The organism is Streptomyces sp. BF23-19, assembly GCF_041106355.1.
GTDB classification, from domain to species: domain Bacteria; phylum Actinomycetota; class Actinomycetes; order Streptomycetales; family Streptomycetaceae; genus Streptomyces; species Streptomyces virginiae_A.
Genome location: NZ_JBGBPT010000016.1, coordinates 26,213 through 48,897, shown reverse-complemented (window position 1 = coordinate 48,897; position 22,685 = coordinate 26,213). Strand labels below are relative to the sequence as shown.

22 protein-coding genes are annotated in these 22,685 nt (G+C 72.7%); 11 read left to right on the top strand and 11 right to left on the bottom strand.

Annotated elements, in window-relative coordinates:
- The first annotated feature begins 21 nt into the window (after positions 1-21).
- The 5 genes from AB8A24_RS12050 to AB8A24_RS12030 all read left to right on the top strand — a co-directional run bounded on the left by AB8A24_RS12050 (position 22) and on the right by AB8A24_RS12030 (position 5,474).
- Entirely contained in the window at positions 22-1,128 is a 1,107-nt protein-coding gene (locus AB8A24_RS12050) for a hypothetical protein (RefSeq protein WP_369475500.1), read from the top strand.
- Positions 1,129-1,348: 220 nt separating this feature from the next.
- On the top strand, positions 1,349-2,947 hold the full coding sequence (locus AB8A24_RS12045) for a M48 family metallopeptidase (protein WP_369475499.1): 1,599 nt from the start codon (positions 1,349-1,351) through the stop codon (positions 2,945-2,947).
- Positions 2,944-4,104 (top strand): hypothetical protein, encoded by a 1,161-nt coding sequence (locus AB8A24_RS12040; protein ID WP_369475498.1) that lies wholly within the window; start codon positions 2,944-2,946, stop codon positions 4,102-4,104. The genes AB8A24_RS12045 and AB8A24_RS12040 overlap by 4 nt, the downstream gene beginning before the upstream one ends.
- Before the next feature lie 78 nt (positions 4,105-4,182).
- The gene (gene msrA, locus AB8A24_RS12035) at positions 4,183-4,851 is read left to right on the top strand and encodes a peptide-methionine (S)-S-oxide reductase MsrA (protein ID WP_266380814.1); all 669 of its coding nucleotides are present in this window, start codon (positions 4,183-4,185) and stop codon (positions 4,849-4,851) included.
- Positions 4,848-5,474, top strand: coding sequence for a hypothetical protein (locus AB8A24_RS12030; protein ID WP_369475497.1), 627 nt, complete (start codon positions 4,848-4,850; stop codon positions 5,472-5,474). The genes msrA and AB8A24_RS12030 overlap by 4 nt, the downstream gene beginning before the upstream one ends.
- Before the next feature lie 16 nt (positions 5,475-5,490).
- On the opposite strand, the gene AB8A24_RS12025 is transcribed toward AB8A24_RS12030, so the two are convergent.
- Both AB8A24_RS12025 and AB8A24_RS12020 read right to left on the bottom strand, forming a co-directional pair.
- Positions 5,491-7,662, bottom strand: a complete 2,172-nt coding sequence (locus tag AB8A24_RS12025) for a sulfatase-like hydrolase/transferase (RefSeq protein ID WP_328961938.1) — start codon at positions 7,660-7,662, stop codon at positions 5,491-5,493.
- A 129-nt stretch (positions 7,663-7,791) separates the two neighbouring features.
- Positions 7,792-8,883 (bottom strand): NAD(P)-dependent alcohol dehydrogenase, encoded by a 1,092-nt coding sequence (locus tag AB8A24_RS12020; protein ID WP_369475496.1) that lies wholly within the window; start codon positions 8,881-8,883, stop codon positions 7,792-7,794.
- A 162-nt stretch (positions 8,884-9,045) separates the two neighbouring features.
- Here AB8A24_RS12020 and AB8A24_RS12015 point away from each other — a divergent pair, with 162 nt between their 5' ends.
- Positions 9,046-9,930, top strand: coding sequence for a helix-turn-helix transcriptional regulator (locus AB8A24_RS12015; protein ID WP_078851012.1), 885 nt, complete (start codon positions 9,046-9,048; stop codon positions 9,928-9,930).
- Here the strand turns inward: AB8A24_RS12015 and AB8A24_RS12010 are convergent.
- The 3 genes from AB8A24_RS12010 to AB8A24_RS12000 form a co-directional block, all read right to left on the bottom strand.
- Positions 9,920-10,924: a GNAT family N-acetyltransferase gene (locus AB8A24_RS12010; RefSeq protein WP_328961940.1), complete on the bottom strand. Its 1,005-nt coding sequence runs from the start codon at positions 10,922-10,924 to the stop codon at positions 9,920-9,922. The two genes, AB8A24_RS12015 and AB8A24_RS12010, sit on opposite strands and share 11 nt — an antisense overlap.
- Before the next feature lie 113 nt (positions 10,925-11,037).
- Complete coding sequence (locus AB8A24_RS12005; RefSeq protein ID WP_369475495.1) at positions 11,038-12,306, bottom strand: Ig-like domain-containing protein; 1,269 nt, start codon at positions 12,304-12,306, stop codon at positions 11,038-11,040.
- Between the two features lie 134 nt (positions 12,307-12,440).
- Positions 12,441-12,782 carry a hypothetical protein gene (locus AB8A24_RS12000; protein ID WP_051763183.1) on the bottom strand — a complete coding sequence of 114 codons (342 nt, stop codon included), beginning with the start codon at positions 12,780-12,782 and terminating at the stop codon, positions 12,441-12,443.
- A 107-nt stretch (positions 12,783-12,889) separates the two neighbouring features.
- Between AB8A24_RS12000 and AB8A24_RS11995 the strand changes: the two genes are divergently transcribed.
- Positions 12,890-13,252 carry a hypothetical protein gene (locus AB8A24_RS11995; RefSeq protein WP_328961942.1) on the top strand — a complete coding sequence of 121 codons (363 nt, stop codon included), beginning with the start codon at positions 12,890-12,892 and terminating at the stop codon, positions 13,250-13,252.
- A gap of 65 nt (positions 13,253-13,317) precedes the next feature.
- Here the strand turns inward: AB8A24_RS11995 and hutH are convergent, their stop codons facing one another.
- The 5 genes from hutH to AB8A24_RS11970 form a co-directional block, all read right to left on the bottom strand.
- On the bottom strand, positions 13,318-14,859 hold the full coding sequence (gene hutH / locus AB8A24_RS11990) for a histidine ammonia-lyase (RefSeq protein WP_030712401.1): 1,542 nt from the start codon (positions 14,857-14,859) through the stop codon (positions 13,318-13,320).
- Positions 14,860-14,966: 107 nt separating this feature from the next.
- Positions 14,967-16,082, bottom strand: a complete 1,116-nt coding sequence (locus tag AB8A24_RS11985; RefSeq protein ID WP_030712403.1) for a GGDEF domain-containing protein — start codon at positions 16,080-16,082, stop codon at positions 14,967-14,969.
- Between the two features lie 102 nt (positions 16,083-16,184).
- On the bottom strand, positions 16,185-16,985 hold the full coding sequence (locus AB8A24_RS11980) for an enoyl-CoA hydratase-related protein (protein ID WP_328961943.1): 801 nt from the start codon (positions 16,983-16,985) through the stop codon (positions 16,185-16,187).
- 152 nt (positions 16,986-17,137) lie between these two features.
- Complete coding sequence (locus AB8A24_RS11975) at positions 17,138-18,301, bottom strand: adenylate/guanylate cyclase domain-containing protein (protein WP_033219671.1); 1,164 nt, start codon at positions 18,299-18,301, stop codon at positions 17,138-17,140.
- A gap of 196 nt (positions 18,302-18,497) precedes the next feature.
- Positions 18,498-19,364 (bottom strand): biotin--[acetyl-CoA-carboxylase] ligase, encoded by an 867-nt coding sequence (locus AB8A24_RS11970; RefSeq protein WP_030712412.1) that lies wholly within the window; start codon positions 19,362-19,364, stop codon positions 18,498-18,500.
- A 131-nt stretch (positions 19,365-19,495) separates the two neighbouring features.
- Between AB8A24_RS11970 and AB8A24_RS11965 the strand changes: the two genes are divergently transcribed.
- The 4 genes from AB8A24_RS11965 (at position 19,496) to AB8A24_RS11950 (ending at position 22,193) form a co-directional block, all read left to right on the top strand.
- Entirely contained in the window at positions 19,496-21,088 is a 1,593-nt protein-coding gene (locus AB8A24_RS11965; RefSeq protein ID WP_030712415.1) for an acyl-CoA carboxylase subunit beta, read from the top strand.
- Between the two features lie 21 nt (positions 21,089-21,109).
- Positions 21,110-21,316, top strand: a complete 207-nt coding sequence (locus AB8A24_RS11960) for an acyl-CoA carboxylase epsilon subunit (RefSeq protein ID WP_078851035.1) — start codon at positions 21,110-21,112, stop codon at positions 21,314-21,316.
- An 80-nt stretch (positions 21,317-21,396) separates the two neighbouring features.
- Positions 21,397-21,528 (top strand): morphogenic membrane protein MmpB, encoded by a 132-nt coding sequence (gene mmpB / locus AB8A24_RS11955; protein WP_328961944.1) that lies wholly within the window; start codon positions 21,397-21,399, stop codon positions 21,526-21,528.
- A gap of 41 nt (positions 21,529-21,569) precedes the next feature.
- Positions 21,570-22,193 carry a nucleoside triphosphate pyrophosphatase gene (locus AB8A24_RS11950; RefSeq protein ID WP_369475494.1) on the top strand — a complete coding sequence of 208 codons (624 nt, stop codon included), beginning with the start codon at positions 21,570-21,572 and terminating at the stop codon, positions 22,191-22,193.
- Here AB8A24_RS11950 and AB8A24_RS11945 read toward each other — a convergent pair.
- Positions 22,174-22,656: a hypothetical protein gene (locus AB8A24_RS11945; RefSeq protein ID WP_369475493.1), complete on the bottom strand. Its 483-nt coding sequence runs from the start codon at positions 22,654-22,656 to the stop codon at positions 22,174-22,176. The two genes, AB8A24_RS11950 and AB8A24_RS11945, sit on opposite strands and share 20 nt — an antisense overlap.
- Positions 22,657-22,685 lie beyond the last annotated feature (29 nt).

The following is a 22,685-nucleotide window of genomic DNA, read 5'->3' as shown; positions in this document are numbered from 1 at the left end:
TCGGTCTGGTTCGCTGGAGGCATGGAGATTCTGTGGTTCGTGTTCGCGATGCTCATGATCGTGTTCATTCTCGGTCCGTACATCCGGCGTCGGCGCGGCGGTATCCGCCTGGTCTCGCCGGACAGCCCGGACGCCGCCGACCCGGCGAACTACGGATTCGAACGGCAGGAAGAGCTCGACATCCGCGTCCCCGGGCCCGACCAGGACCTGATGGACGTCCTCGACAACGTGCGGCTCACCGGCCGGTGGCAGGCGGCCTCGCAGCTGCTCGCCGGGACCCCGCGGGAGGGCGAGCGGCGCTGGCAGCGCGTGCAGGCCTTCGGCGGGGCCGCCGCCCTGGAACTGATGGCGCAGCCCGGCACGGGCGCGCAGTGGCTGAAGGCGTGGCGACTGGAGGCGGAGAAGGACCCGGGCGGCGCGCAGGTGCACGCCGAGCTGCTGGTGCAGCAGGCGTGGCGGCACTCGGGCGGCGTCGGCTCCGAGGACCACCGGATCATCCTGGAGGAGGCCCGGGAGGCGTGCCGCAAGGCCGCGCTGCTGGCTCCGGGGGACCCGGTCCCGTACATCACCGAGCTGGCGATCGCGCGCGGACTGGCGTACCCGGAGGCGGAGTTCGACGAGCTGTGGGCGAAGGTCATCGACCGGGCCCCGGACCACATGGGCGCCCACCTGGCGGCGCTGCACTACTGGGGCGCGAAGTGGCACGGCTCGCAGGAGAAGGCCGACGCCTTCGCGCACGCGGCCGCGGCGCGTGCTCCGCAGGGCTCGCTGCTGGCGGCCCTGCCGATGTTCGCGCTGCGCGAGAACCAGCCGGACATCGTGCTGAGCCCGAGCTTCTACCGGGGCGCGGTCGTGACGCGGGCGGTGGAGGGCGCGCTGTACGCGGTGCACACGGCGCGGCAGGACGATCCGATGGTGGCGCACGTACGGCACCTGCTGTTGATGTTCCTGGTCTGCATGGAGCGTTGGGCGGAGGCGCTGGAGCAGGTGCGGCACGTCGACGGGTACGTGGGCGCGCTGCCGTGGACGGAGGCGTCGAACCCGGCGGCGGCGTACACGGTGTACCGGGCGATGGCGGTGGCGGGGTACGAGGCGAACGGCGGGTCGCCGGCGACGCTGAGGCCGTAGCCCTCCGACGGGTCGCCGGATCCACGGGCACCGCCCGGCGAGGTCCGCGACCCACCGCCGCGGGGACGAGTGGTGCACCGGAGCGTCCCCACCCCACAGGACGGGCCGAAGCTTCGGCCAATAAAGTTGCTGTAAGTAATCGCAGGCCGCATGATGCGGCGGTGGCGGCGTTCTGCCGTGCCACCCGCTCCTTTTCGTTCCCGTGGGGGGATCTGTCCATATGGGCGCTTCACTGCGCGCCTTGCGCGCTCTCGTCCTGCTCGCAGGCTTCTACCTGCTCGGCGTGTTCCTGCTGGCCGCCCTCGGCGGCATCGACTACGCCGTCGTCACCACGCTGCACGGCCCCATCGTGGCCAAGCTGCTCCTCGCCTCCGTCGTCCTCACCGTCCCGATCGTGCGCGGCATGTTCATGCTGCGCACCCCCAAGGGCGAGCCCCTGGCCGGCATCACCGTCACCGAGGCGCAGGAGCCCGAGCTGTGGGCGGTCGTACGCGACATCGCGCAGCAGGTCGGCACCCGCGCCCCCGACGAGATCGTGCTGATCGACGAGGTGAACGCGGCCGTCGCCGAGGACGCGAAGCTGCTGGGTCTGCGGCCCGGCACCCGCCGCCTCTACCTCGGCCTGCCGCTGATGACGGGCCTGGACGAGATGCAGATGCGCGCGGTGCTCGCCCACGAGATGGGTCACTACGCGAACTTCGACACCCGTCTCACGCCGCTGATCGCCCGCGGCCGGGCCCAGCTGATCCGCACCATCGGCTACTTCCACGACCGCGCCGACAAGAAGGTCGCCAAGGAGCGCGCGAAGCAGGAGCGCAAGGACGAGAAGCGGATCGCCAAGGGCAAGAAGGCCAAGGGCGTCGACACCGCGGGCGAGGGCGCGATGTACCGCGCCATGGCCAAGATCTACATCGCGTACGGCAACTTCTACATGCGCGCCACCCGCTCCACCTCCCGCCGCCAGGAGCTCGCCGCCGACCTCGCCTCGGTCCGGGTCGCCGGCCGCGACTCGGCCGCGTCCGCGCTGCGCGAGCTGAACGCCCTCGACTCGGCGCACGACTTCTACATGGGCTCGTACGCCACCCTCGGCGTCAACGCCGGCCTGCTGCCCCGCCCCGGCGAGGTCTTCGGCGGCCTGCGCCGGCTCCTGGACGCACGCTCGGCCGACCTGGACGAGCTGCGCGAGGAACTGTCGACCGAGCCCACCTCCCCCTACGACTCCCACCCCGCGCTCGCCGAGCGCGTGGCCCGCATCGAGGCCCTGCCCGACGACGGCCGCGGCGGGCAGGCCGCCCGCCAGGCCCTGGAACTGCTGGCCGACGCCGACGCCGCGCTGGCCGCGCTGGAGCAGGTCGTCCTCACCCCGGAGGCGCTCGCGCTGCAGCGGGTCGACTGGGAGGACCTCGTCCACCGGTCGATGACCCTGTACGTCGGCCAGGGCGCGGAGGACCTCCGCGAGACCTTCGCCGCCGAGGGCGCGGGCCCCGGGCTGGAGGCCGTGCTCGACGCGTTCGACGCCGACCCGGCGGTGCGTTGGCGCATCGCCGACCGGTTCCCGAAGTCCGAGGAGGCGCAGGCCGCCACCGGCCGCACGGCCCGCGAGTTCGCCCGCCCGGTCGTCCGGCGCGCCCTGAACCAGCTGGTCACCGTCGAGCTGACGGCCCGGGGCGCCGCCCGCTGGCAACTGTCCTGGTCCGACTCGGCCTCCCTGCGCTACCCGGCCGACGGCTTCGAGGACCGGCTGGACCAGGCCCTGGAAGCGGCCGTCGCCGACCTGCCCGACACCGAACCGCTGCGAAAGCTGGTGCTCGCCCCGTGATCGGCCTCTACATCCTGGGCGCCGTGCTGCTGTTCGGCGCGTTCAAGTTCCTGCGCGGCGTCTACTACATCCGCAAGGCGAAGCGGCTGGAGGCGGAGATCGCCGTCATCGAGGGCCGGACCGAATCCCTGAACGCCGACACCGCGGCCGTCAAGGCCGCGCAGAAGGCCGAGAAGGCGGCGGCGGTCGTCGCGCTCGGGTTCGTGGCCGAGGCCGACCTCGACGCCGAGAACCCCGCTCCGGTGCCGCCGGAGCGGACGGCCGTCCTGGAAGCGGTCCGGTCGGGCGACTGGGAGGCCGGAGCCGCGTACATCGAGGCGGCCGGGAAGAACTGGCACGAGCGCATGGAGCGGGTCCGCCCGCTGGCCGAGGCGGCCGCCGAGGACGACGCGTGGCTGCTGGCCTGGCGTGCGGCGCGGCCCACGGACCCGACGGCGGCCCTGGTCGACGCCGACACCGCGATCCAGGTGGCGTGGAACGTACGTGGCTCCCAGTCGGGCCGCCGCACCACGCAGGAGCAGTTCCGGCTCTTCCGCGACCTGCTGGTCAAGGCGCAGGAGGCCGCCCACGCGGCCCAGAGCCTCGCCGACCCGGCGGACCCGACCCCGTACATCGTGGAGCAGCCGATCGGGCAGGGCCTGGGCTACTCGCACGAGCGGTACCGCGAGCTGTGGGCGAAGATCGTCGAGCGCGATCCGAAGGTGCTGTGCGCACACGTCAGCGCACTGCAGTACTGGTGCCAGAAGTGGCGCGGCTCGCACGAGCTGGCGCTGGCCTTCGCACGTGAGTCGGCGGCTGCCGGGGCGCCCGGTGAGCTGTTCTCGCGACTGCCTCTGATCGCGTACTTCGAGCAGGAGACGCACGAGGACGACCTGGCCGCGGAGACGTTCTTCAAGGAGCCGGAGATCGTCGCGGCGGTCGACGCGGCGCTGCTGGACCTGGCGGCGGCGGGCGACGACCACCCGGGGACGGTCGGGATGCGACACATCCTGGCGTACCTGCTGTTCTGGCAGGACCGCGACGCGGAGGCCGTCGAGCAGTTCCGGTACATCGACGGGTACATCGGTGCCCTGCCCTGGTCCTACGCGGGCTCGCCGAAGAGCCGGTACCTGTACGCCCGTGACTGGGCGGTGAGCGTGACCACACCGGGTCTCTGACCCGTGGGGCGACGGAGGGCGGGTCGGGGAATCCCGGCCCGCCCTCCGCACGTTGTCACTCCCACAAGGAGGGAATCCATGTTCTCGTACCGCCGTACGCCCGAGCTCCCCACCCGCGAGGAGGCCCTGACGGGCCGCGCGGAGCCGCTGTTCGCCGTGCCCGACCGGCACACCGTGCTGGGCAACCCGCTGTCCGGCCCCTACCCCGCGCACCTGGAAGTCGCCGACTTCGGTCTGGGCTGTTTCTGGGGTGCGGAGCGCAAGTTCTGGCAGACCCCCGGGGTGTGGACCACGCTGGCCGGCTACCAGGGCGGCTTCACCGAGAATCCGACCTACGAGGAGGTCTGCTCGGGTCTGACCGGCCACACCGAGGTGGTCCGTGTGGTCTTCGACCCGTCCCAGGTCTCCTACGCCGCGCTGCTGAAGCTGTTCTGGGAGTCCCACGACCCCACCCAGGGCTTCCGCCAGGGCAACGACGTGGGCACCCAGTACCGCTCGGCGGTCTACACACACTCCCCCGAGCAGCAGGAGACGGCGGAGGCCTCCCGTACGGCCTACCAGCAGGTCCTGGCCTCCTCGGGCTACGGTCCGATCACCACGGCGGTGATGCCGGCGGCGGAGCGCCCCTTCTGGCCTGCGGAGGCGCACCACCAGCAGTACCTGGACAAGAACCCGGGCGGCTACTGCGGCATCGGCGGCACGGGCGTGTCCTGCCCGATCGGCGTGGCCAAGGCCCCGGGGGCGTGAGCGACCCCGTCGTCGGACGCGCCGTCGAACCCCGCGTCGACCCCGCGCACGCGGGGCTGACCGCTCTGTGGCGGCAGCACAGGCCACCCGGCCCGCTGCTGCCGTACGAGCTGAAGACGGTGTACCGCGACCGGTGGGTGCGCTTCCACAGCCTGCCGGAATCGAAGCGCTACCCGCAGGACGAGGCGGAGTACGCGGTGCTCCTGGACCGGTACAACACGGTCCTGGACGAGCTCTTCACGGGCGACGAGGTGTACGTGGTGACCACCGGCGGGTCCGAGGTGTCCGATCACACGGACCGGTCGCCGTTGCGCCGTGCCCTCCACCCGGAGGGCACGCTGTGGACCACGCTGGACGAGACCGACGAACCGGATCCGGAGTTCCACACGCGCTGGTACTACTACGCCGACCGGCGCCCCTGGCGGCGGGGCTGTCTCGACCCGTTGCTGCGCGCGGTGGCCGACGACAGGCTGGCCGGCATCTTCGTCACGGACCCCGGGCTCACCCGGTTCCACCACCCGTACGACGGCGGCGCCGACGTCATCCTCCCCACGCGGCAGGAGCGGGACCGGATGCGCGAGCGGCACACCGACTGGCTGTCCGCGCACCCCCAGGGGTACTGAGGCCCGCCGGGGCGGGTCAGGCCAGTGTCACGTAGGGGCGGGCCCAGGAGGTGTGGTCGAAGGAGGAGCGGGCGTTCGCGTCCTCGACCACGAGGTGAAGGAGGCGGACGCCGCTCACGTCCAGGTCGATCGCGGTGGGGCCGGTGGCTCCCGTCAGGGTGGCCGTGGTCAGCAGGGTCCGGCCGTCGGCGCGGACGATCGCCCGGGTGGCGCCGGCCGGGGACTGGTTCGTGGAGAAGTCGTCGATGCCGACCAGCGCCGTGAAGCGGGACGCGCGCCCGCCCAAGTGGTAGACGATCTCCGAGGGGGCGTGGACGCCGAGGCCCTTGGCGTGGGTCACGCCGCCGAAGGCGATCGGTGTGCCGTCGCCCGCCGCCTGCTTGCCGTTGGAGCGGTCGATCTCCACCGGGCCCCAGCCGTTGGTGGCCGAGACCCACGGAAGGTCGCTGAGGTGGCTGTCCTTCGTGGGCGGCGCCGGGAGCGGGGTGAACCGCGTCGCCGCCGTGAAGCGGGCGGGCGCGGACGTGGTCGCCTGCGGGGTGAGCACGGCCGGGGCCGAGGAGGGCGCGCTCACCCGCCAGGTGGTGGTCAGGGCCTGGCCCGGGGCGAGGGAGGCGGTGGTCACGGGTCCCGTGGGGGTGGCCGTCCAGCCGGCCGGGAGCGGGAGGGTCACCCGTACGTCGGGCCAGGGGCGGGCGCCGCCGTTCGAGACGGTGGTGGTGAGCGTCGAGGCCGACGGGTCGGCGACCGCGGTCAGACCCCAGGGGCGGCGTACGTACGTGTCCGACCACGAGGCGCGCAGCAAGGTGGTCAGCGAGGCGACCACCGAAGGGTTCCCGGCCGCCACGTCGTTCTTCTCGCCGGGGTCGACGGCCAGGTCGTACAGCTCGAAGGCCCACGCGGAGTCGACGACCGTGCGGTCCCGCCCGGGCGCGAAGCGTACGGCCTTCCACCGGTCCTTGCGGATGGCCTCGGCGACCTGCTTGGCCCGGCCCGCGTCCTGCGTGTTGGCCCGGCCGGTGACGCCCTGCTCGTCTCGGTACCAGTACAGGTGGCCGTGGAGGGGGGCGAGGGCGGGCGCGCCGTTCAGGACCGGGGCGGCGGAGAGGCCGTCGATGTCGGCGGGGGCGGGGGCCGTGGCGAGCTCGGCGAGGGTGGGCAGGAGGTCGTACAGCGGGGTGGGGCGGGCGCTGGTGGTGCCGGGGGCGATGCGGCCCGGGGACCAGGCGATCAGCGGGACGCGGACGCCGCCCTCGTAGAGGTTGCGCTTGTAGCCGCGCAGCGGGCCGTTGGCGTCGAACAGGTCGGGGTCGACCCCGCCCTCCTCGTGCGGTCCGTTGTCGGAGGCCACCAGGACCACGGTCCGCTGCGCGATCCCGCGGGCCCGCAGCCGGTCCACGACGGCGCCGACCTGCGCGTCGAGGAGGCTGATCTGCGCGGCGTGCGCCTTGTTCGCCTGGGTCCAGGACCGGGCGGCGTACGCGCCGACGTCGGGGATCTCGCTGGGCGCGTGCGGGAGGTTGGGGGCGAGGAGGAGCAGGAAGGGGTCGGGGCCGGCCGCGTGGGTGTCGATGAAGTCGAGGGCGCGCGCGGCGATCGCGTCGGGGGCGTAGGTGCCCGTGGGGAGGGTCTCCTTGGTGTCGTTGTGCCACAGGTACGCGGGGCGGTACTGGTGGGCGTGGCTGTGGTCGATGTATCCGTAGAACTCCTCGAAGCCGCGTGCGCCCGGGTGGCTGGGCTGGTCCGCGGCCTCGGGTCCGAAGCCCCATTTGCCGAACAGGCCCGTACGGTAGCCCCGCGCGCGCAGTACCTCCGCGAAGGTGGTGTCCCCGGCGGCGAGGCTGCCCTGGCCGCCCGCGGCCGGGTTGGCGCGGACGGCGGCGTGGCCGGTGTGCAGGCCGGTGAGGAGTGCGGCGCGGGACGGGGCGCAGACGGCGGCCGCGGAGTAGGCGTCGGTGAACCGCAGCCCCTCGGCGGCGAGTCGGTCGATGTGCGGGGTGGTGATCAGTTTCTGGCCGTAGGCACCCAGGTCGCCGTAGCCGAGGTCGTCGGCCAGGATCACCACGAGGTGGGGTGGCGTCGCGCTCTCGGCGGCGGACGCCGGTGCGGGCGCGACGAGTTGGGGCAGGGCCGCGAGGCCGGCGGCGGCCGCCGCCGATCCGGCGAGGAAGTGACGGCGGCTGGGCATGGCGGACTCCTGCACGATCGGGGGTGGCGGTCGGTGTGTGGAGATCATCGGCGGCCGTGCGCCGCCGGGGCCATGCACACGGCATGAAGAACGTGTGACAGCCGCCGCCGACCGCTGGTCCCGCCCGGGTCAGATCGTGGCCGCGTCGATCACGAAGCGGTAGCGCACGTCGCTCGCCAGCACCCGCTCGTACGCCTCGTTGATCTGCCCGGCGGCGATCAGCTCGATCGCCGAGCCCAGTCCGTGCTCGGCGCAGAAGTCCAGCATCTCCTGGGTCTCGGCGATCCCGCCGATCATCGATCCGGCGAGGGTCTTGCGGCCGCCGATGACGGAGAAGAGGTTGAGCGCGACGGGCTCCTCCGGGGCGCCGACGTTCACCAGTGCGCCGTCGACCTTCAGCAGGCCCAGGTACGCGTCCAGGCCGATCGGCGCGGAGACGGTGGACAGGATCAGGTCGAAGCGGCCGGCCAGCTCCTCGAAGGTGGCCTCGTCACCGGTGGCGTAGAAGTGGGAGGCGCCCAGCTTCAGGCCGTCCTCCCGCTTGCGCAGGGTCTGCGACAGGACGGTGACCTCGGCGCCGAGCGCGTGCGCGATCTTCACGCCGAGGTGGCCGAGGCCGCCGAGGCCGACGACCGCGACCTTCTTGCCGGGGCCCGCCTGCCAGTGCCGGAGCGGGGAGTAGAGGGTGATGCCCGCGCACAGCAGCGGGGCGGCGACGTCGAGGCCGATGCCGTCGGGGATGCGGACGGTGTACTTCTCGTCGACGACGAGGTGGGTGGAGTAGCCGCCGTACGTGGGCTCGCCGTCCCGGTCGAGGGCGTTGTAGGTGCCGGTCATGCCCTCGACGCAGTACTGCTCCTGGCCGCGCAGGCAGTACTCGCACCGGCGGCAGGAGTCGACGAAGCAGCCGACGCCCACCCGGTCCCCGACGGCGAACCGGGTGACGGCCGGGCCGACTTCGCTGACGACTCCGGCGATCTCGTGGCCGGGGACCATCGGGTAGATGCCCTCGCCCCAGCCGTCGCGGACCTGGTGGATGTCGGAGTGGCAGATGCCGGAGTACTTGATGTCGATGAGGACGTCGTTCTCGCCGACGGGGCGGCGCGTGATGGTGGTGCGCTCCAGCGGGGCCTTGGCGGCGGGGGCGGCGTACGCGGCGACCTGGGTGCCCCGAGCGCTCCGGGTGGCCGGGGTGTCCTGGGTGCCCTGGGTGACGGACATGGGGGTGCTCCTCGAAACGGCGTGGGTCTGTGGTGACCCCCAGGCTGCCGCCTCGCCCTGCGGACAGCCATCCACCTGTCCTGCCTACGACTGGCGAACCTACGCCTGGTGGGGTCAGGCTCACGCCTGCCCCGCGGCACGCCGCCCGGGGATACTTACGGGATGGACCAGCTTGATCAGCGCGCCTGCCTCGGCGAGTTCCTCCGCTCCCGCCGTGCGCGGCTGCGCCCCGAGGACGTGGGCCTGCCCGACCACGGGCGCCGCCGGCGCGTGCCCGGGCTGCGCCGGGAGGAACTGGCGCAGCTGGCGGGGGTGTCGGTCGCGTACTACACGCGGCTGGAGCAGCGCGACGGGCACAACGTGTCGGTGGAGGTCCTGGAGGCGCTCGCGCGGGCCCTGCGCCTCGACGGGAGCGAGCGGGCGCACCTGATGGACCTGGCGCGGCCGAAGGCGCACCGGCGCCGCCACAGCCGGCGCCCGCAGCAGGTGCGTCCGGAGCTGCGCACGCTGATGGACGCGATGTGCGGGGTACCGGCGTACCTGGTGGGGCACCGGCAGGACGTCATCGGCTGGAACCGGCTGGCGGCGGCGGTCTTCGGGGACTTCGGTGCGCTGCCGGCCGCCGAGCGGAACCTGGTGCGGCTGGTGTTCCTGGATCCGGCGACGGCGGAGCTGTACGGGGAGTGGGAGTGCCGGGCGTGCGAGGTGGTGAGCAACCTGCGGATGTACGCGGGCCAGCACCCGGACGACGAGCAGCTGTCGGCGCTGGTCGGGGAGCTGTCGGTGAAGAACGAGGAGTTCCGGCGGCTGTGGGCGGCGCACACGGTGGCGGACAAGACGCACGGGGAGAAGCTGCTGCGGCATCCGATCGTGGGTGAACTGCGGCTGTCCTTCGAGACGCTGAAGCTTCCGGACGACCCGGCGCAGTCCCTGGTCACCTTCCACGCCGCCCCCGGCTCCCCGTCGGCGGACGCCTTGCGTCTGCTGGCGTCGTGGTCGGCCCCGTCGGAGGGGGCCGGGGCGCGGAACCCGGCGGCTACAGGCTGAGCTGGTAGTACGCCGCGGGGCGGTCGAGGCGGTAGCCCAGGCTCTCGTTCACCGCCCGCATCGGGGTGTTCTCGTCCGCCACCGTGGTGGCGATCCGGCGCAGGGCGGGGTACCGGTGGCGGGCCAGCTCCAGCATGTGCAGCTTGACCGCGCGGCCCAGGCCGTGGCCTCGGTGGGCGGGGGCGACCACCGTGTCGTACTGGAGGGCGCGCGGGCCGGCCGGGTCGGGCAGGACCAGTTCCGTGTACGCGGCCACCTCGCCCCGCGGGGTCACCGCGGCGGCCGTGGTGATCTCGCCGCCCCGGTCCAGGATGAGCCGGTGCGCGGCGTGCAGCCGCTGCGGCGTCCAGGGTTCGATCTTCTCGTCGATGTCGCCCATGGGCGCGTCCTCCATGGCTCCGTGGGCCGTGGCGAGCGGCGCGGCCCAGTCGTCCGGCACCAGGCCGTGCCAGGCGCGCAGTTCGTATCCCGGGGCGACGGGGACCGGGACCTCGGCCGCGGCGCGGACGGAGGCGTCGGCGGAGGTGCCCGCGGCGGGCTGCTGCCGCGTCAGGTCCTGCTCGTACCAGGCCATGGGCAGGACGTTCTCGAAGCCGAGGGACTCGGCGAACACCTGCCCCGGCCCGCCCAGGTCCACCAGGGTCGAGACCGAGGTCCGGCCGTGGGCGAGCAGTTCGGCCCGGACCTGCTCCCACAGGGCCCGGCCCAGGCCCCGGCGCCGGGCGTCCGGGCGTACGGCGAGCACGTCGAGGAAGGCGGTGTGCGCGTTGGCCTCGTCCGTGAACAGGAGCAACGCGGCCACGCCCGCTCCCCCGTCCGCGGTCCAGAGCGCGGCGCGGCCGCGCGCCGGCGTGACCCGCAGCCGGCCGGCCACCTCGGTCCGGGCGGGTGGCGGCCCCTGCGGCAGGTCGGCGGCCTGGACGGCGGCGAGGACCGCGATCCAGTCGTCGATCTCGGTGTCGGTCGGGGGCAACGACAGTGCGCGGAGGGTCATACCGGGGACCCTAGATGATCCACTCGGGCCGCACTCGGCCGTCTTCCGGCCGAACGACGGACGGCGGGGACCCCGTGAGGGATCCCCGCCGTCGTCGCGTGCGGTGCGGGATGTCAGGCGGCCGAGCCGGCCTTCCACTCCGCCCAGCCCATGTTCCAGCCGTTGAGGCCGTTCTCGGGCTTGATGACCTTGTCCGGGGAGTTGATCACCTCGACCACGTCGCCGATGAGCGAGTTGTCGTAGAACCACGCGGCGGGCTGGTTCGGGTCGCCCGCGCCCTTGGCGTCGTTCAGACCGACACAGCCGTGGCTGGTGTTGGCGCTGCCGAAGACCGAGTCGGCTCCCCAGTAGTTGCCATGGATGAAGGTGCCGGACTGGGACAGCCGCATGGCGTGCGGGACGTCCTTGATGTCGTACTCGCCCTTGCCCTCACTGTCCTTGAAGCCGACGGTGGAGCCGTCCATCCGGGTCTCCTTGAACTTCTCGGAGATCACCATCTGTCCGTTGTAGGTCGGGTTCTCCGGGGAGCCCGCCGAGATCGGGATGGTCTTGAGGACCGCGCCGTCCCGGGTGACCGTCATCTTCTTGCTCTTCACGTCGACCTGGGAGGTCTGACTGCGGCCGATCTTGAAGGTGACGGTCTTGTTCTGCACGCCCTGGACGCCGGGAGCGCCCTGGATGCCCTCCAGCGCCAGCTTCATCGTGACGGTGGAGTTCGCCTGCCAGTACTGCTCCGGGCGGAAGTCCAGGCGCTGCGCGCCGAACCAGTGGCCGACGACTTCCTGGCCGCTGGTGGAGGTGACCGAGATCGCCGCCTGGACGGCCTTCTTGTCCTGGATCGGCTTGTTGAAGGTGATCGACACCGGCATGCCCACGCCGACCGTCTGACCGTCGTCGGGGATGAACGAGCCGACGAAGCTGTTCTCCGGGGAGATGGTGGTGAAGGAGGCGTTCTCGTGCGCCTCCCGGCCGTCCGCGTCCTTGGCGGTCGCCGCCAGGGCGTACTTCGTGGAGCGCTTCAGCGCGGCGTCGGGCTTCCAGCTCTTGCCGTCGGCGGCGATCTTGCCGGCCACGGCCGCGCCCTCGCTGGTCTTCAGCTCGACCAGGGTGAGGGTGCCGTCGGCGACGGCGACGTTCGCCGCGTCGTTGAGGCCGACGTTCGTGGCCCCGTCCTTCGGCGTGATGGTTATTTTGGCCTTGGAGGCGTCCTTGGCGGCTGCCGCGTCGGCGTCCGCCTGGGCCTTGCCCGCCTCGGAGCCCTTCGGCTTCGCGTCGTCGCCGCCGCCGCACGCCGTGAGCATCAGTACCCCACCGAGCACCGCGGATATGGCCACCAGGGACCTTCTCCGCCGCATACTGTCCGTCCTCACACGCCACTCCATCGTTGCCGGATACCCCGGAAGCCGACCGTCCCCGGGGTTGGCCGGGCAGGGGGCAGACCCCCTGCCTGGTCCTGACAACGCGTTAACGGCGCCGGCCGGTTCCACATTCCGTTCGGATGTGGTCCACCACACGGTCAGGCGTTGTCGGGTTCCTCGTCGAAGTCCCCATCTTCCTCGTCCAGGTCCCACTCCATGGACTCGGGGTCGTATTCGACGGGCTCGCTGCTCCAGGAGGCCTGCGCGAGCTCCACGCCGGGGATGTCCACGACCAGGTCAGTGGGGTCGACGAGGTAGGCGAGGGCTTCCGACTCGTCCTCGCGGACGGCGGACTCGGCGTGGCCGCGCTCCTCGTCCGGCATGAACTCGTCGGCCTTGATGTGCGCGAGCGCGGCTCCGGTGAGTGCCTGGACGTCGGGCACCTCCAGCACCAAATCCACTCGAAGTCGTACGTAACGTGATGTCTCAGAAGAGTTCATACGACGGAGAGTAAGCCCGCGGAAGCCCCGACTTTCCCACGACCCGCCCCTTTCCGTAGCATCACCGCACACGGCCAATTCGCTGCTGCCACAAGGGGGATCGCACCGTGTCCGCACGCCGACCGCTGCTCACCGCTCTCGGAGCGACCACCCTCCTCGCCGCCCTGTGGTTCGTACCATCGGCGGGCGCCACCTCCGCCGGCGCCGAGGAGACCCGTTCCGGTGTGCCCGCGGGCGCGAACGCCGCCCGGGCGGCCACCGGCGCGACCGGCTCCGCCGACTCCGACGCCGACTCCGACGCGCCCGGGACGGTCACGGGAACGGCCTCCGGGCCGGGTTCGCGACCGCAGTCCCTGCTCGCCGACACCGGATCCGTGGACACCGCCCCCTACCTCCTGGGCGGCACCCTCTTCCTCGGCGTCGGGGCGGGCTTCGTGGCCTTCTCGATCCGCCGCTCGCACGCGCCGTAGACACGCGAAGGGCCGCCCCGGGAACGGATCCCGGGGCGGCCCTTCGGCGCGTACGCGGCCTGGCGTCAGGCGAGCGGACCCGTCACCGGCTCCACCGCGGCCAGCAGGCCGCCGGTACGGATGAACTCGTCGGCGGCGGCCAGGTCAGGGGCGAGGAAACGATCCGGCCCAGGACCCTGCACACCCGCCGCGCGGGCGCCCGCGATCGCGGCCTGGCTGGCCGGGGCCGGGGTCAGCCCGTGGCGCAGCTCGATGGCGCGGGTGGCGGCGTAGAGCTCGATGGCGATGATCCGCGTCAGGTTGTCGACGGCGGTACGGAGCTTGCGCGCGGCCGACCAGCCCATCGAGACGTGGTCCTCCTGCATGGCGGAGGAGGGGATCGAGTCGGCCGAGGCCGGCACCGCGAGCCGCTTCATCTCGCTGACCAGGGCGGCCTGCGTGTACTGGGCGATCATCAGACCGGAGTCGACGCCGGCGTCGTCCGCGAGGAACGGCGGCAGGCCGTGCGAGCGGTTCTTGTCGAGCAGCCGGTCGGTGCGGCGCTCGGCGATGGAACCGAGGTCGGCGGCCGCGATGGCGAGGAAGTCCAGCACGTAGGCGACCGGCGCCCCGTGGAAGTTGCCGTTGGACTCCACGCGCCCGTCGGGCAGGACCACCGGGTTGTCGACTGCGGCGGCCAGCTCACGGGAGGCCACCAGGGCGGCGTGCGCCATGGTGTCGCGGCCCGCGCCGGCGACCTGCGGGGCGCAGCGCACGGAGTAGGCGTCCTGCACGCGCGGGGCGGTCTCCTCCTGGTAGTGCCGGACGAGCCCGGAGCCCTTGAGGACGGCGGCCATGTTCGCGGCGGAGGCACCCTGGCCCGGGTGCGGACGGATGGCGTGCAGCTCGGGCTGGAGCACCTTCTCCGTGCCGAGCAGCGCCTCCAGGGTGAGGGCGGCGGTGATGTCGGCCGAGGTGTAGAGCTTGCCGAGGTCGGCGAGCGCCATGACCAGCATGCCGAGCATGCCGTCGGTGCCGTTGAGGAGGGCGAGGCCCTCCTTCTCGCGGAGCACGACGGGCTCGATACCGGCCTCGGCGAGCAGCTCACCGGCGGGGCGGACGGTGCCGTCCGGGCCCTCGGCGTCACCCTCGCCCATGAGGGCGAGCGCGCAGTGGGACAGCGGCGCGAGGTCGCCGGAGCAGCCCAGGGAGCCGTACTCGTGGACGACGGGGGTGATCCCCGCGTTGAGCACGTCGGCCATGGTCTGCGCGACGGAGGGGCGTACGCCGGTGTGACCGGAGGCGACGGTCTTGAGGCGGAGGAACATCAGCGCGCGGACGACCTCCCGCTCGACGCGCGGGCCCATGCCGGCGGCGTGCGAGCGGACGATGTTGCGCTGGAGCTGGGCACGCAGCTCGGGGCTGATGTGCCGGGAGGCGAGCGCACCGAACCCGGTGGACACGCCGTAGACGGGCTCGGGCTTGGCGGCCAGGGCGTCGACGATCTCGCGGGCCCGGGCGAGGGCGTCGAGGGCCTCGGCGGAGAGCTCGACGCGTGCGTTGCCGCGGGCTACGGCGATGACGTCCTCGGCGGTGGTCCCGGACGTCCCCACCACGACAGTGTGCATATCCATATTCAGCACCCTACGGATTGAATCGCTTCATGTCACTAGCTTGAACTGTCACGATCGCGACGCGGTTGGACCCCTTACGGGCCGACGCCGCGGGCGGCCGGTCACTGGCGGCCCCGGAACCGGCGCCGCTCCCCCGGAGCCTCCTCGGCGGCGGCGTCCGCGAGCCGGACCACCGCGGTGTCCCGGCCCGCCACGACGGGCTTCGGCGAGCGCGCGGCCTTCGCCTTGTACTGGGCCGCGTCCGCGAGCCGGAACAGCCGCCGGGAGGACTTCACCAGGCCGATCGGGTCGCCGGTGGAGGCCACCCCGCAGGCCACCCCCTCGCCCAGCTCCAGCTCGGCCGCCCGGGTGCACACCTCCTCGGTGACCCGCACGATCTCGTCCGCCGTCGGGCCGACCCCGACCAGGCAGAACTCGTCGCCGCCCAGGCGGGCCACCAGCGATCCGGGCAGCATCGCCCCGCACAGGCTCAGGACCGACCCGAACCGCTCCAGGAGCCGGTCGCCCATGGCGTGCCCGAGGGTGTCGTTGACCTTCTTCAGGCCGTTCAGGTCGCAGACGACGAGGCTGACGACCACCCCGGTCCGGCGGTGTTCCTCCAAGGCCTCGTCGAGGCGCATGTCGACCGCCCGCCGGTTCGCGAGCCCGGTCAGCGGGTCGGTGAAGGCGAGCCGCCGGGCCTCCTCCAGCCGCTCGTTCTGCGCGAGACCGGCCGCGACCACGGCGGCGAGCACGGTGGCGAAATCGGCGTCGTCCTCGTCGAAGTCGGGCAGCCCCTCGTCCCGCGCGACGTACAGCTCGCCCCAGGCGCGGCCGCTGAGCACGATGGGCGCGACCACACAGGTCCCGCGGCCGCGGCGGCGCAGGGCGTCCCCGCGCCGTCCCGGCCGGTCGCCGACGGCGCTCTCCACCCAGGCGTGCGGGCCGCCGCCGCCCACCCAGAGCTCGTGCAGGAACTCGGTGATCTCGGGGAAGTCGTGCACCGGGTAGGACTCGTCCTCGGGGAACTCCTCCTCGCCCGCCCGGCGCTCGCCCTCGTTCACGAGCACCCGCAGGCGCCCCCGCTCCCGCTCCCACGCGGAGATCGCGGCGAACGAGCCGTCCAGCGCCACGCGCGCGCCCCGCGCGGCCGCCCGCACGCTGTCCCGCGGCGCACACGCCGCGGCCATCGCCTGAGCGAGTCCCACCACGGCCCGTAGCCGCCCGTCAACTCCCATCACCCCAGGCTAGGGACTTTTGTCGGATTTGGAGACAATTGGCACGACTTTCGGTGCCGCCAAGATCACCAAGGGTGATCGGCGACACCGTCGCCCGGCCGGCTACTCCCCGGGCCAGTTCGGCTTGCGCTTCTCGTTGAACGCCGCGACGCCCTCCACCCGGTCGCCGGAGAAGGCCACCGTCCGCCAGGCCGCGTCCTCGATCTCCAGACCGGCCTCCAGGTCCATCCCGTGGCCCAGCCGCAGCGCCCGCTTGGCCGCCCGCAGACCCACCGGGGAGTTCGCCGCCATCCGGGACGCCAGCGCCAGCGCCTCCGCCGTGTCCTGACCGGCCGGGACCAGCGAGTCCACCAGCCCCAGGGACAGCGCCTCGGCCGCCTCCACCCGGCGCGCCGTGAAGATCAGCTCCGCGGCCCGCGCCGCACCCACCCGGCGCGGCAGCAGCTGCGTACCTCCACCGCCGGGGATCACACCCACCGACACCTCGGGCAGGCCCACCACCGAGGTCTCGTCGGCGACGATCACGTCGCAGGCCAGGGCCAGCTCGAAGCCGCCGCCCAGCGCGAACCCGTGCACCGCCGCGATCGTGGGCATCGGCAGCGCCAGCACGCCCCCGTACGCCCCCCGCGTGGTCGGCCGCTGCCGGACCAGCTCGGTGTCGGAGAAGGAGTTCCGCTCCTTGAGGTCCGCCCCGACGCAGAAGGCCCGCTCCGCCGTGGAGGACAGCACCACCACCCGTACCGACGGGTCCGCCGCGAGCGCCGCGCAGGCGGCGCCGATCGACCGGGCCATCTCCGTCGACACCGCGTTCATGGCTTTGGGGCGGTCCATCGCCAGCTCCGCGACGTGCCCGTCGCCCTCCCGACGTACCGCTACGAACTCTCCGAAGCGCTGCTCAGACATGCCTGCGACCCTCCCGGTTAACGAGCGTTATCGCCGCACTCTAGTGCGCGGGGAGGCCACCGGGTCAAGGCTGCGCCGCTGCGGGGCACGGCTGCGCCCGGCCCGCCGGCAGAAGGCGCGGGCCCGCCCGTCCGCTCGAGCCCGCAGTCGCGTCAGGCGGGGTTCTTGGGCTTCCGCCGCGTCAGCGACCAGGGCTCCACGACGCCGAGCCCGCGGACCGGCCGCTGCCACATCGGCTGCAGCGCGAAGCGGTAGGACGCGCCCTCGTCGGGCGCCGTCTCGGCCTCCTTCTCCGACACCGGAGCGGCTCCGGTCCGGGAGAGTTCCTCGGCCATCGCCCCGTCCACCAGGACCGCGTCCTTGGGGGCTATGGACGTGAGCCGGCTGGCCAGGTTCACCGTGGTCCCGAAGACATCGCCCATCCGGGTGGTGACCGTGCCGAAGGCGATCCCGACCCGCAGCTCCGGCATCTGCGCGTCGAGCTCCATCGTCTCGATCAACCGCAGCGCGATCTCCGCCGCCGTCGCCGCGTCATCGGCGCAGTACAGCACCTCGTCACCGAGGGTCTTGATCAGCCGGCCGCCGTGCGCGGCCACCAGGTCCGCCGCCGTCGTCTCGAAGGACTCCACCAGCTCGCCGAGCTCCTCCTCCTCCAGCCGCCGCGTCAGGCGGGTGAAGCCCACCAGGTCGGCGAAGCCCACCGCGAGCCGCCGGTCGACCATCTCGTCGTCGTCGGCCACCTGCACCACGCGCCCGGTCGCGGCCGCCAGCTGGCGCCGCCACACGTAGACGAGGAACTCCTCCAGCTCGGGCAGCAGCAGCTCCACCAGGGGGTACGTGACCTCCGTACGGGTCATGCCCGGCTCCGGCGGCTCCGTCAGCCCCTCCAGGAACGAGTCGATCTGCCACTCGGCCAGCCGGGCGGTGGTCTGCCCGGTGGACCGCGCCACCTGCACGGCCATCGGCTCGGACAACAGCCCGGCCTCCACCAGACCGGCCAGCCGGCGCAGGGCCAGCACGTCGGCCTCGGTCAGCGCCCGGGCCTGCCCGATGTCCGCGAAGCCCATGGCCCGCCAGAAGCGCGAGGCCAGCTCCATGGACACACCGGCGCTCCGCGCGGCCTGGAACGGCGTGTACCGGCGCTCGGCACCGAGGATCAGCTGCTCCAGCCGGATGGCGAGCGGATCCGCCGTCGGCTGGGCCGTGTGATCGACCTCGTGGTGCGGGGTGTGCTGGTCACGGCCGATCGGGGTGCCCGGACCGGACGCGGAGCCGCCACCGGCGGACGCGCCGGCCGTAGGGTCGTCGACGGTCAAGGGCCGCCTCCTGTCCATTCCGTGCGCACTGCCCTGCGAACCGGTTGATCACCACGAGCACCGGGATCGCCTAAACCATACGGCAGGTGTGCCGTAGCTCACTCCCCCTCCCCGCTTCCGGCCCGTCCGCGACCTGGGCGCGGGGTCCGGGGCCGCGGCCCCGGTACGACGCCGCACCCGGCACCCCTGGCCCCTGTCAGTGCACGGAACGCAGGTGGATGACGTCGCCCGCGCCCACCGTCTCGTGCAGGCCCTCGGCCGTACGGATCACCAGGCGGCCATCGGTGTCCACCGCTTCGGCCGTTCCGGTGAGGGTGCGCCCGCCGGGCAGCTCCGCGCGGACGTGCCGGCCCAGGGTCGCGCAGCCCGCCGCGTAGGTCTCCTGGAGGCCGCTGGTCGCCGGGTCGCCACCGGCCGCGCGCCAGGTCCCGTACCACTCCTCCAGGGACCGCAGGACGGCCCGCAGGAGCGGGTCCCGGTCGGTCACGGAGGCCTTGGCCAGCAACAGCGACCCCGCGGCCGGTACCGGCAGCTCGTCCTCGGTCAGGCTGACGTTGAGCCCGATCCCGAGGATCACGCCGTCCTCGACCCGCTCGGCGAGGATCCCGCCGGTCTTGCGTTCCTCGCCGTCCACGCTGACCAGCAGGTCGTTGGGCCACTTGAGGGCGGTGTCCACGCCGGCCGCCCTGGACAGCCCGGTCGCGGTCGCCACACCGGCCAGCAGGGTCAGCCAGCCCCACCGCTCCTGCGGCACCGCGTCGCCCGGCTTGAGCAGGACGGAGAAGAACAGCCCGGACCGGGCGGGCGCGACCCAGCTCCGGTCCAGCCGCCCGCGCCCGGCGCTCTGCTCCTCGGCGACGAGCACGGCTCCCTCGGGCAGCCGCGCCGCCCGAGTGGCAAGGTCGGTATTGGTGGACCCGGTACTGCCCACGACCTCCAGCGAGGTCCACAGCCCGTCCCCGGTGACGAGCGCCCGCGTGAGGGCGGCGGCATTCAGGGGCGGGCGGTCCAGGCTCGACCAGCGACCGGAGGAAGCTCCTGCTGAGGCATCTGATGGCGTCATGCAACCCAATGTAGGTGTGTCAAACGCCGCACTGCCGAGCGCCATGCCCGCCGATACGCTACGCACCAGTAGCCAGCAGTAGTCAATCAATTGACCAGGCAGTTGACACCACGCAGGGAGCCGCGACCCCGATGTCACATCCGTCAGAGCCGATCGACATGCACACCACCGCGGGCAAGATCGCGGATCTGCAGCGCCGCATCGACGAAGCCACCCACGCCGGGTCCGCCCGCGCCGTGGAGAAGCAGCACGCCAAGGGCAAGCTGACGGCGCGTGAGCGGGTTGCCCTACTGCTGGACGAGGGATCATTCGTCGAGCTCGACGAGTTCGCCCGGCACCGCTCCACCAACTTCGGGCTGGAGAAGACCCGGCCCTACGGCGACGGCGTCGTCACCGGCTACGGCACGGTGGACGGCCGCCCGGTGGCCGTGTTCTCGCAGGACTTCACCGTCTTCGGCGGGGCCCTCGGCGAGACCTACGGCCAGAAGATCATGAAGGTCATGGACTTCGCGCTGAAGACCGGATGCCCCCTCGTCGGCATCAACGACTCCGGCGGCGCCCGGATCCAGGAGGGCGTCAGCGCGCTGGGCATGTACGGCGAGATCTTCCGCCGCAACGTCCACGCGTCCGGCGTGATCCCGCAGATCAGCCTGGTCGTCGGGCCCTGCGCGGGCGGCGCCGTGTACTCCCCCGCCATCACCGACTTCACGGTCATGGTCGACCAGACCTCGCACATGTTCATCACCGGCCCGGACGTCATCAAGACGGTCACCGGCGAGGACGTCGGCTTCGAGGAGCTGGGCGGGGCGCGCACGCACAACAGCACCTCCGGCGTCGCGCACCACATGGCGGGCGACGAGAAGGACGCCATCGAGTACGTGAAGTCACTGCTCGCGTACCTGCCGTCGAACAACCTCTCCGAGCCGCCCTCCTTCCCGGAGGAGGCGGACACCGAGGTCTCCGACGCCGACCGCGAGCTCGACGTGCTGATCCCGGACAGCGCCAACCAGCCGTACGACATGCACACCGTGATCGAGCACGTGCTCGACGACGCGGAGTTCCTGGAGACGCAGTCGCTCTTCGCGCCGAACATCCTGACCGGCTTCGGCCGGGTCGAGGGCCACCCGGTGGGTGTCGTCGCCAACCAGCCGATGCAGTTCGCCGGCTGCCTGGACATCGACGCCTCCGAGAAGGCGGCGCGGTTCGTCCGGACCTGCGACGCCTTCAACATCCCCGTGCTGACCTTCGTGGACGTCCCGGGCTTCCTTCCGGGCACCGACCAGGAGTACAACGGAATCATCCGACGCGGCGCGAAGCTGATCTACGCGTACGCCGAGGCCACCGTTCCGCTGATCACCGTCATCACCCGCAAGGCCTTCGGCGGCGCGTACGACGTCATGGGCTCCAAGCACCTCGGCGCCGACCTGAACCTGGCCTGGCCGACCGCGCAGATCGCCGTCATGGGCGCGCAGGGCGCGGTGAACATCCTGCACCGCCGCACCATCGCGGAGGCCGCCCCCGAGGAGGTGGAGGAGACCCGGGCCCGACTCATCGCCGAGTACGAGGACGCGCTGCTCAACCCGTACACGGCGGCCGAGCGCGGGTACATCGACGCGGTGACCATGCCGTCCGAGACCCGGGCGCACGTGGTGAAGGGGCTGCGGCAGCTGCGTACCAAGCGGGAGTCCCTGCCCCCGAAGAAGCACGGCAACATTCCGCTCTAGCCCCTCCAGGAGGACTCTGTGGTGATCAAGGTCGTCAAGGGCAACCCGACCCCGGAAGAGCTGGCCGCCGCACTGGCGGTGGTTCAGGCGCGCGCGGCGATGCTGGCCATGGCACCGTCGCCCGCCCCTCAGGTCACGGACGAGTGGTCGGCGCCGGCCCGGGTGGCCCGGCGGCGGGTTCCGCATCCGGGGCCGCGGGCCTGGGGCCGTACGTACTGGCCCGCGTAGCCGAACCGGTGTGAACGGGTGGTGGCGCCTGAGTACGGGTACTCAGGCGCCACACCCCTTTCCCGGGCCAGGATCGGGGCATGCTCTGGTCCGACCCGAAGAACGAGCCGCCCAAGGACATGCGCGACGCGCAGGCGATGATCCGGCGGCTGACCGTGGTGCTCGCCCTCGCCATGCTCGTGGTGGTGTACGTCCTGGGTGTGGGCTTCTAGGTCGGGTCCCGGGGGTGCGGGCCGCGCCTACGATGGCCCCCATGACTGCGACACCTGAGCCCCGGGCGACCGGGCGCAAGCTCGTCCTCGCCTCCGCCTCCCCCGCCCGGCTGAACCTGCTGCGGCAGGCCGGGCTCGCCCCGCACGTGATCGTCAGCGGCTTCGACGAGGACACCCTGAACCACGACGAGCCGGCCGCCCTGGCGCTGGCGCTGGCCGAGGCGAAGGCCGCCGTCGTGGCGGGGCTGGACGAGGCCGCGGGCGCCCTGGTGATCGGCTGCGACTCGGTGCTGGAGCTGGACGGCGAGGCGCTGGGCAAGCCGGCGGACGCCGAGGAGGCCACCGCGCGCTGGAAGTCGATGCGCGGGCGGGCGGGCGTGCTGCGCACCGGGCACTGTGTGATCGACACGGCGGACGGCCAGCAGGTCTCGGCCACGGCCTCGACGACGGTCCGGTTCGGCGAGCCCACGGACGCGGAGGTGGCCGCGTACGTGGCGAGCGGGGAGCCCCTGCACGTGGCGGGGGCGTTCACCCTGGACGGGCTGTCGGCGCCGTTCATCGACGGCATCGACGGGGATCACGGCAACGTCATCGGGCTGTCGCTGCCGCTGCTGCGTTCCCTGCTGGGCGAACTGGACGTGTCCATCACGGACTTGTGGGCTTGATCTCCCCGAACGGCGGCGTGGGCGGCAGCGGCGGGGTGTCCTCGCCCGCACCGTCCCTGCTGCCGTCGCCGGGCCGGGCGGCGTAGGACGTCAGGGTCAGGACGAGCAGACACAGGATCAGCATCATCGACGCGAAGGCGGCCCAGTTGACCAGGGCGACGGTGAGGACGCCGAGCACCCCGTGGGTGACGGCGGCGCTGATGAGCACGACGCGGCCGAAGCGCCCCGGGGCGCGGTCGCGGATCGCGGTGACGGCGGCGAACACGGCGCACAGGACGAGGAAGGCGCCCATGCCCGCCCCCATGGCGTAGGTCGCCTTGGACATGACATCCGGATCGCTGCCCGCGATCGACATCGACTGGTTCGCCGTGGTCCGGCCCAGCACGAAGTGGACGAGCACGAGCAGCGCCGCTTCCACGACGAGCACGATCGCGGCCAGTCCGGCCACGAGTCTTCGCAGCACGATGCCGCCACCCCCCACGTGTCACAAGC

Bases quoted from the DNA above. Each gene is read 5' to 3' on its own strand.
- AB8A24_RS12020 (WP_369475496.1), bottom strand. From the start codon at position 8,883: ATGTCCGTCACCCAGGGCACCCAGGACACCCCGGCCACCCGGAGCGCT.
- AB8A24_RS11965 (WP_030712415.1), top strand. From the start codon at position 19,496: ATGTCACATCCGTCAGAGCCGATCGACATGCACACCACCGCGGGCAAG.
- AB8A24_RS12005 (WP_369475495.1), bottom strand. From the start codon at position 12,306: ATGGAGTGGCGTGTGAGGACGGACAGTATGCGGCGGAGAAGGTCCCTG.
- mmpB (WP_328961944.1), top strand. From the start codon at position 21,397: ATGCTCTGGTCCGACCCGAAGAACGAGCCGCCCAAGGACATGCGCGAC.
- AB8A24_RS11950 (WP_369475494.1), top strand. From the start codon at position 21,570: ATGACTGCGACACCTGAGCCCCGGGCGACCGGGCGCAAGCTCGTCCTC.
- AB8A24_RS11980 (WP_328961943.1), bottom strand. From the start codon at position 16,985: ATGTCTGAGCAGCGCTTCGGAGAGTTCGTAGCGGTACGTCGGGAGGGC.
- AB8A24_RS12015 (WP_078851012.1), top strand. From the start codon at position 9,046: ATGGACCAGCTTGATCAGCGCGCCTGCCTCGGCGAGTTCCTCCGCTCC.
- AB8A24_RS12025 (WP_328961938.1), bottom strand. From the start codon at position 7,662: ATGCCCAGCCGCCGTCACTTCCTCGCCGGATCGGCGGCGGCCGCCGCC.
- AB8A24_RS11985 (WP_030712403.1), bottom strand. From the start codon at position 16,082: ATGGGAGTTGACGGGCGGCTACGGGCCGTGGTGGGACTCGCTCAGGCG.
- AB8A24_RS11970 (WP_030712412.1), bottom strand. From the start codon at position 19,364: ATGACGCCATCAGATGCCTCAGCAGGAGCTTCCTCCGGTCGCTGGTCG.
- AB8A24_RS12050 (WP_369475500.1), top strand. From the start codon at position 22: ATGGAGATTCTGTGGTTCGTGTTCGCGATGCTCATGATCGTGTTCATT.
- AB8A24_RS12000 (WP_051763183.1), bottom strand. From the start codon at position 12,782: ATGAACTCTTCTGAGACATCACGTTACGTACGACTTCGAGTGGATTTG.
- AB8A24_RS12010 (WP_328961940.1), bottom strand. From the start codon at position 10,924: ATGACCCTCCGCGCACTGTCGTTGCCCCCGACCGACACCGAGATCGAC.
- msrA (WP_266380814.1), top strand. From the start codon at position 4,183: ATGTTCTCGTACCGCCGTACGCCCGAGCTCCCCACCCGCGAGGAGGCC.
- AB8A24_RS12045 (WP_369475499.1), top strand. From the start codon at position 1,349: ATGGGCGCTTCACTGCGCGCCTTGCGCGCTCTCGTCCTGCTCGCAGGC.
- hutH (WP_030712401.1), bottom strand. From the start codon at position 14,859: ATGCACACTGTCGTGGTGGGGACGTCCGGGACCACCGCCGAGGACGTC.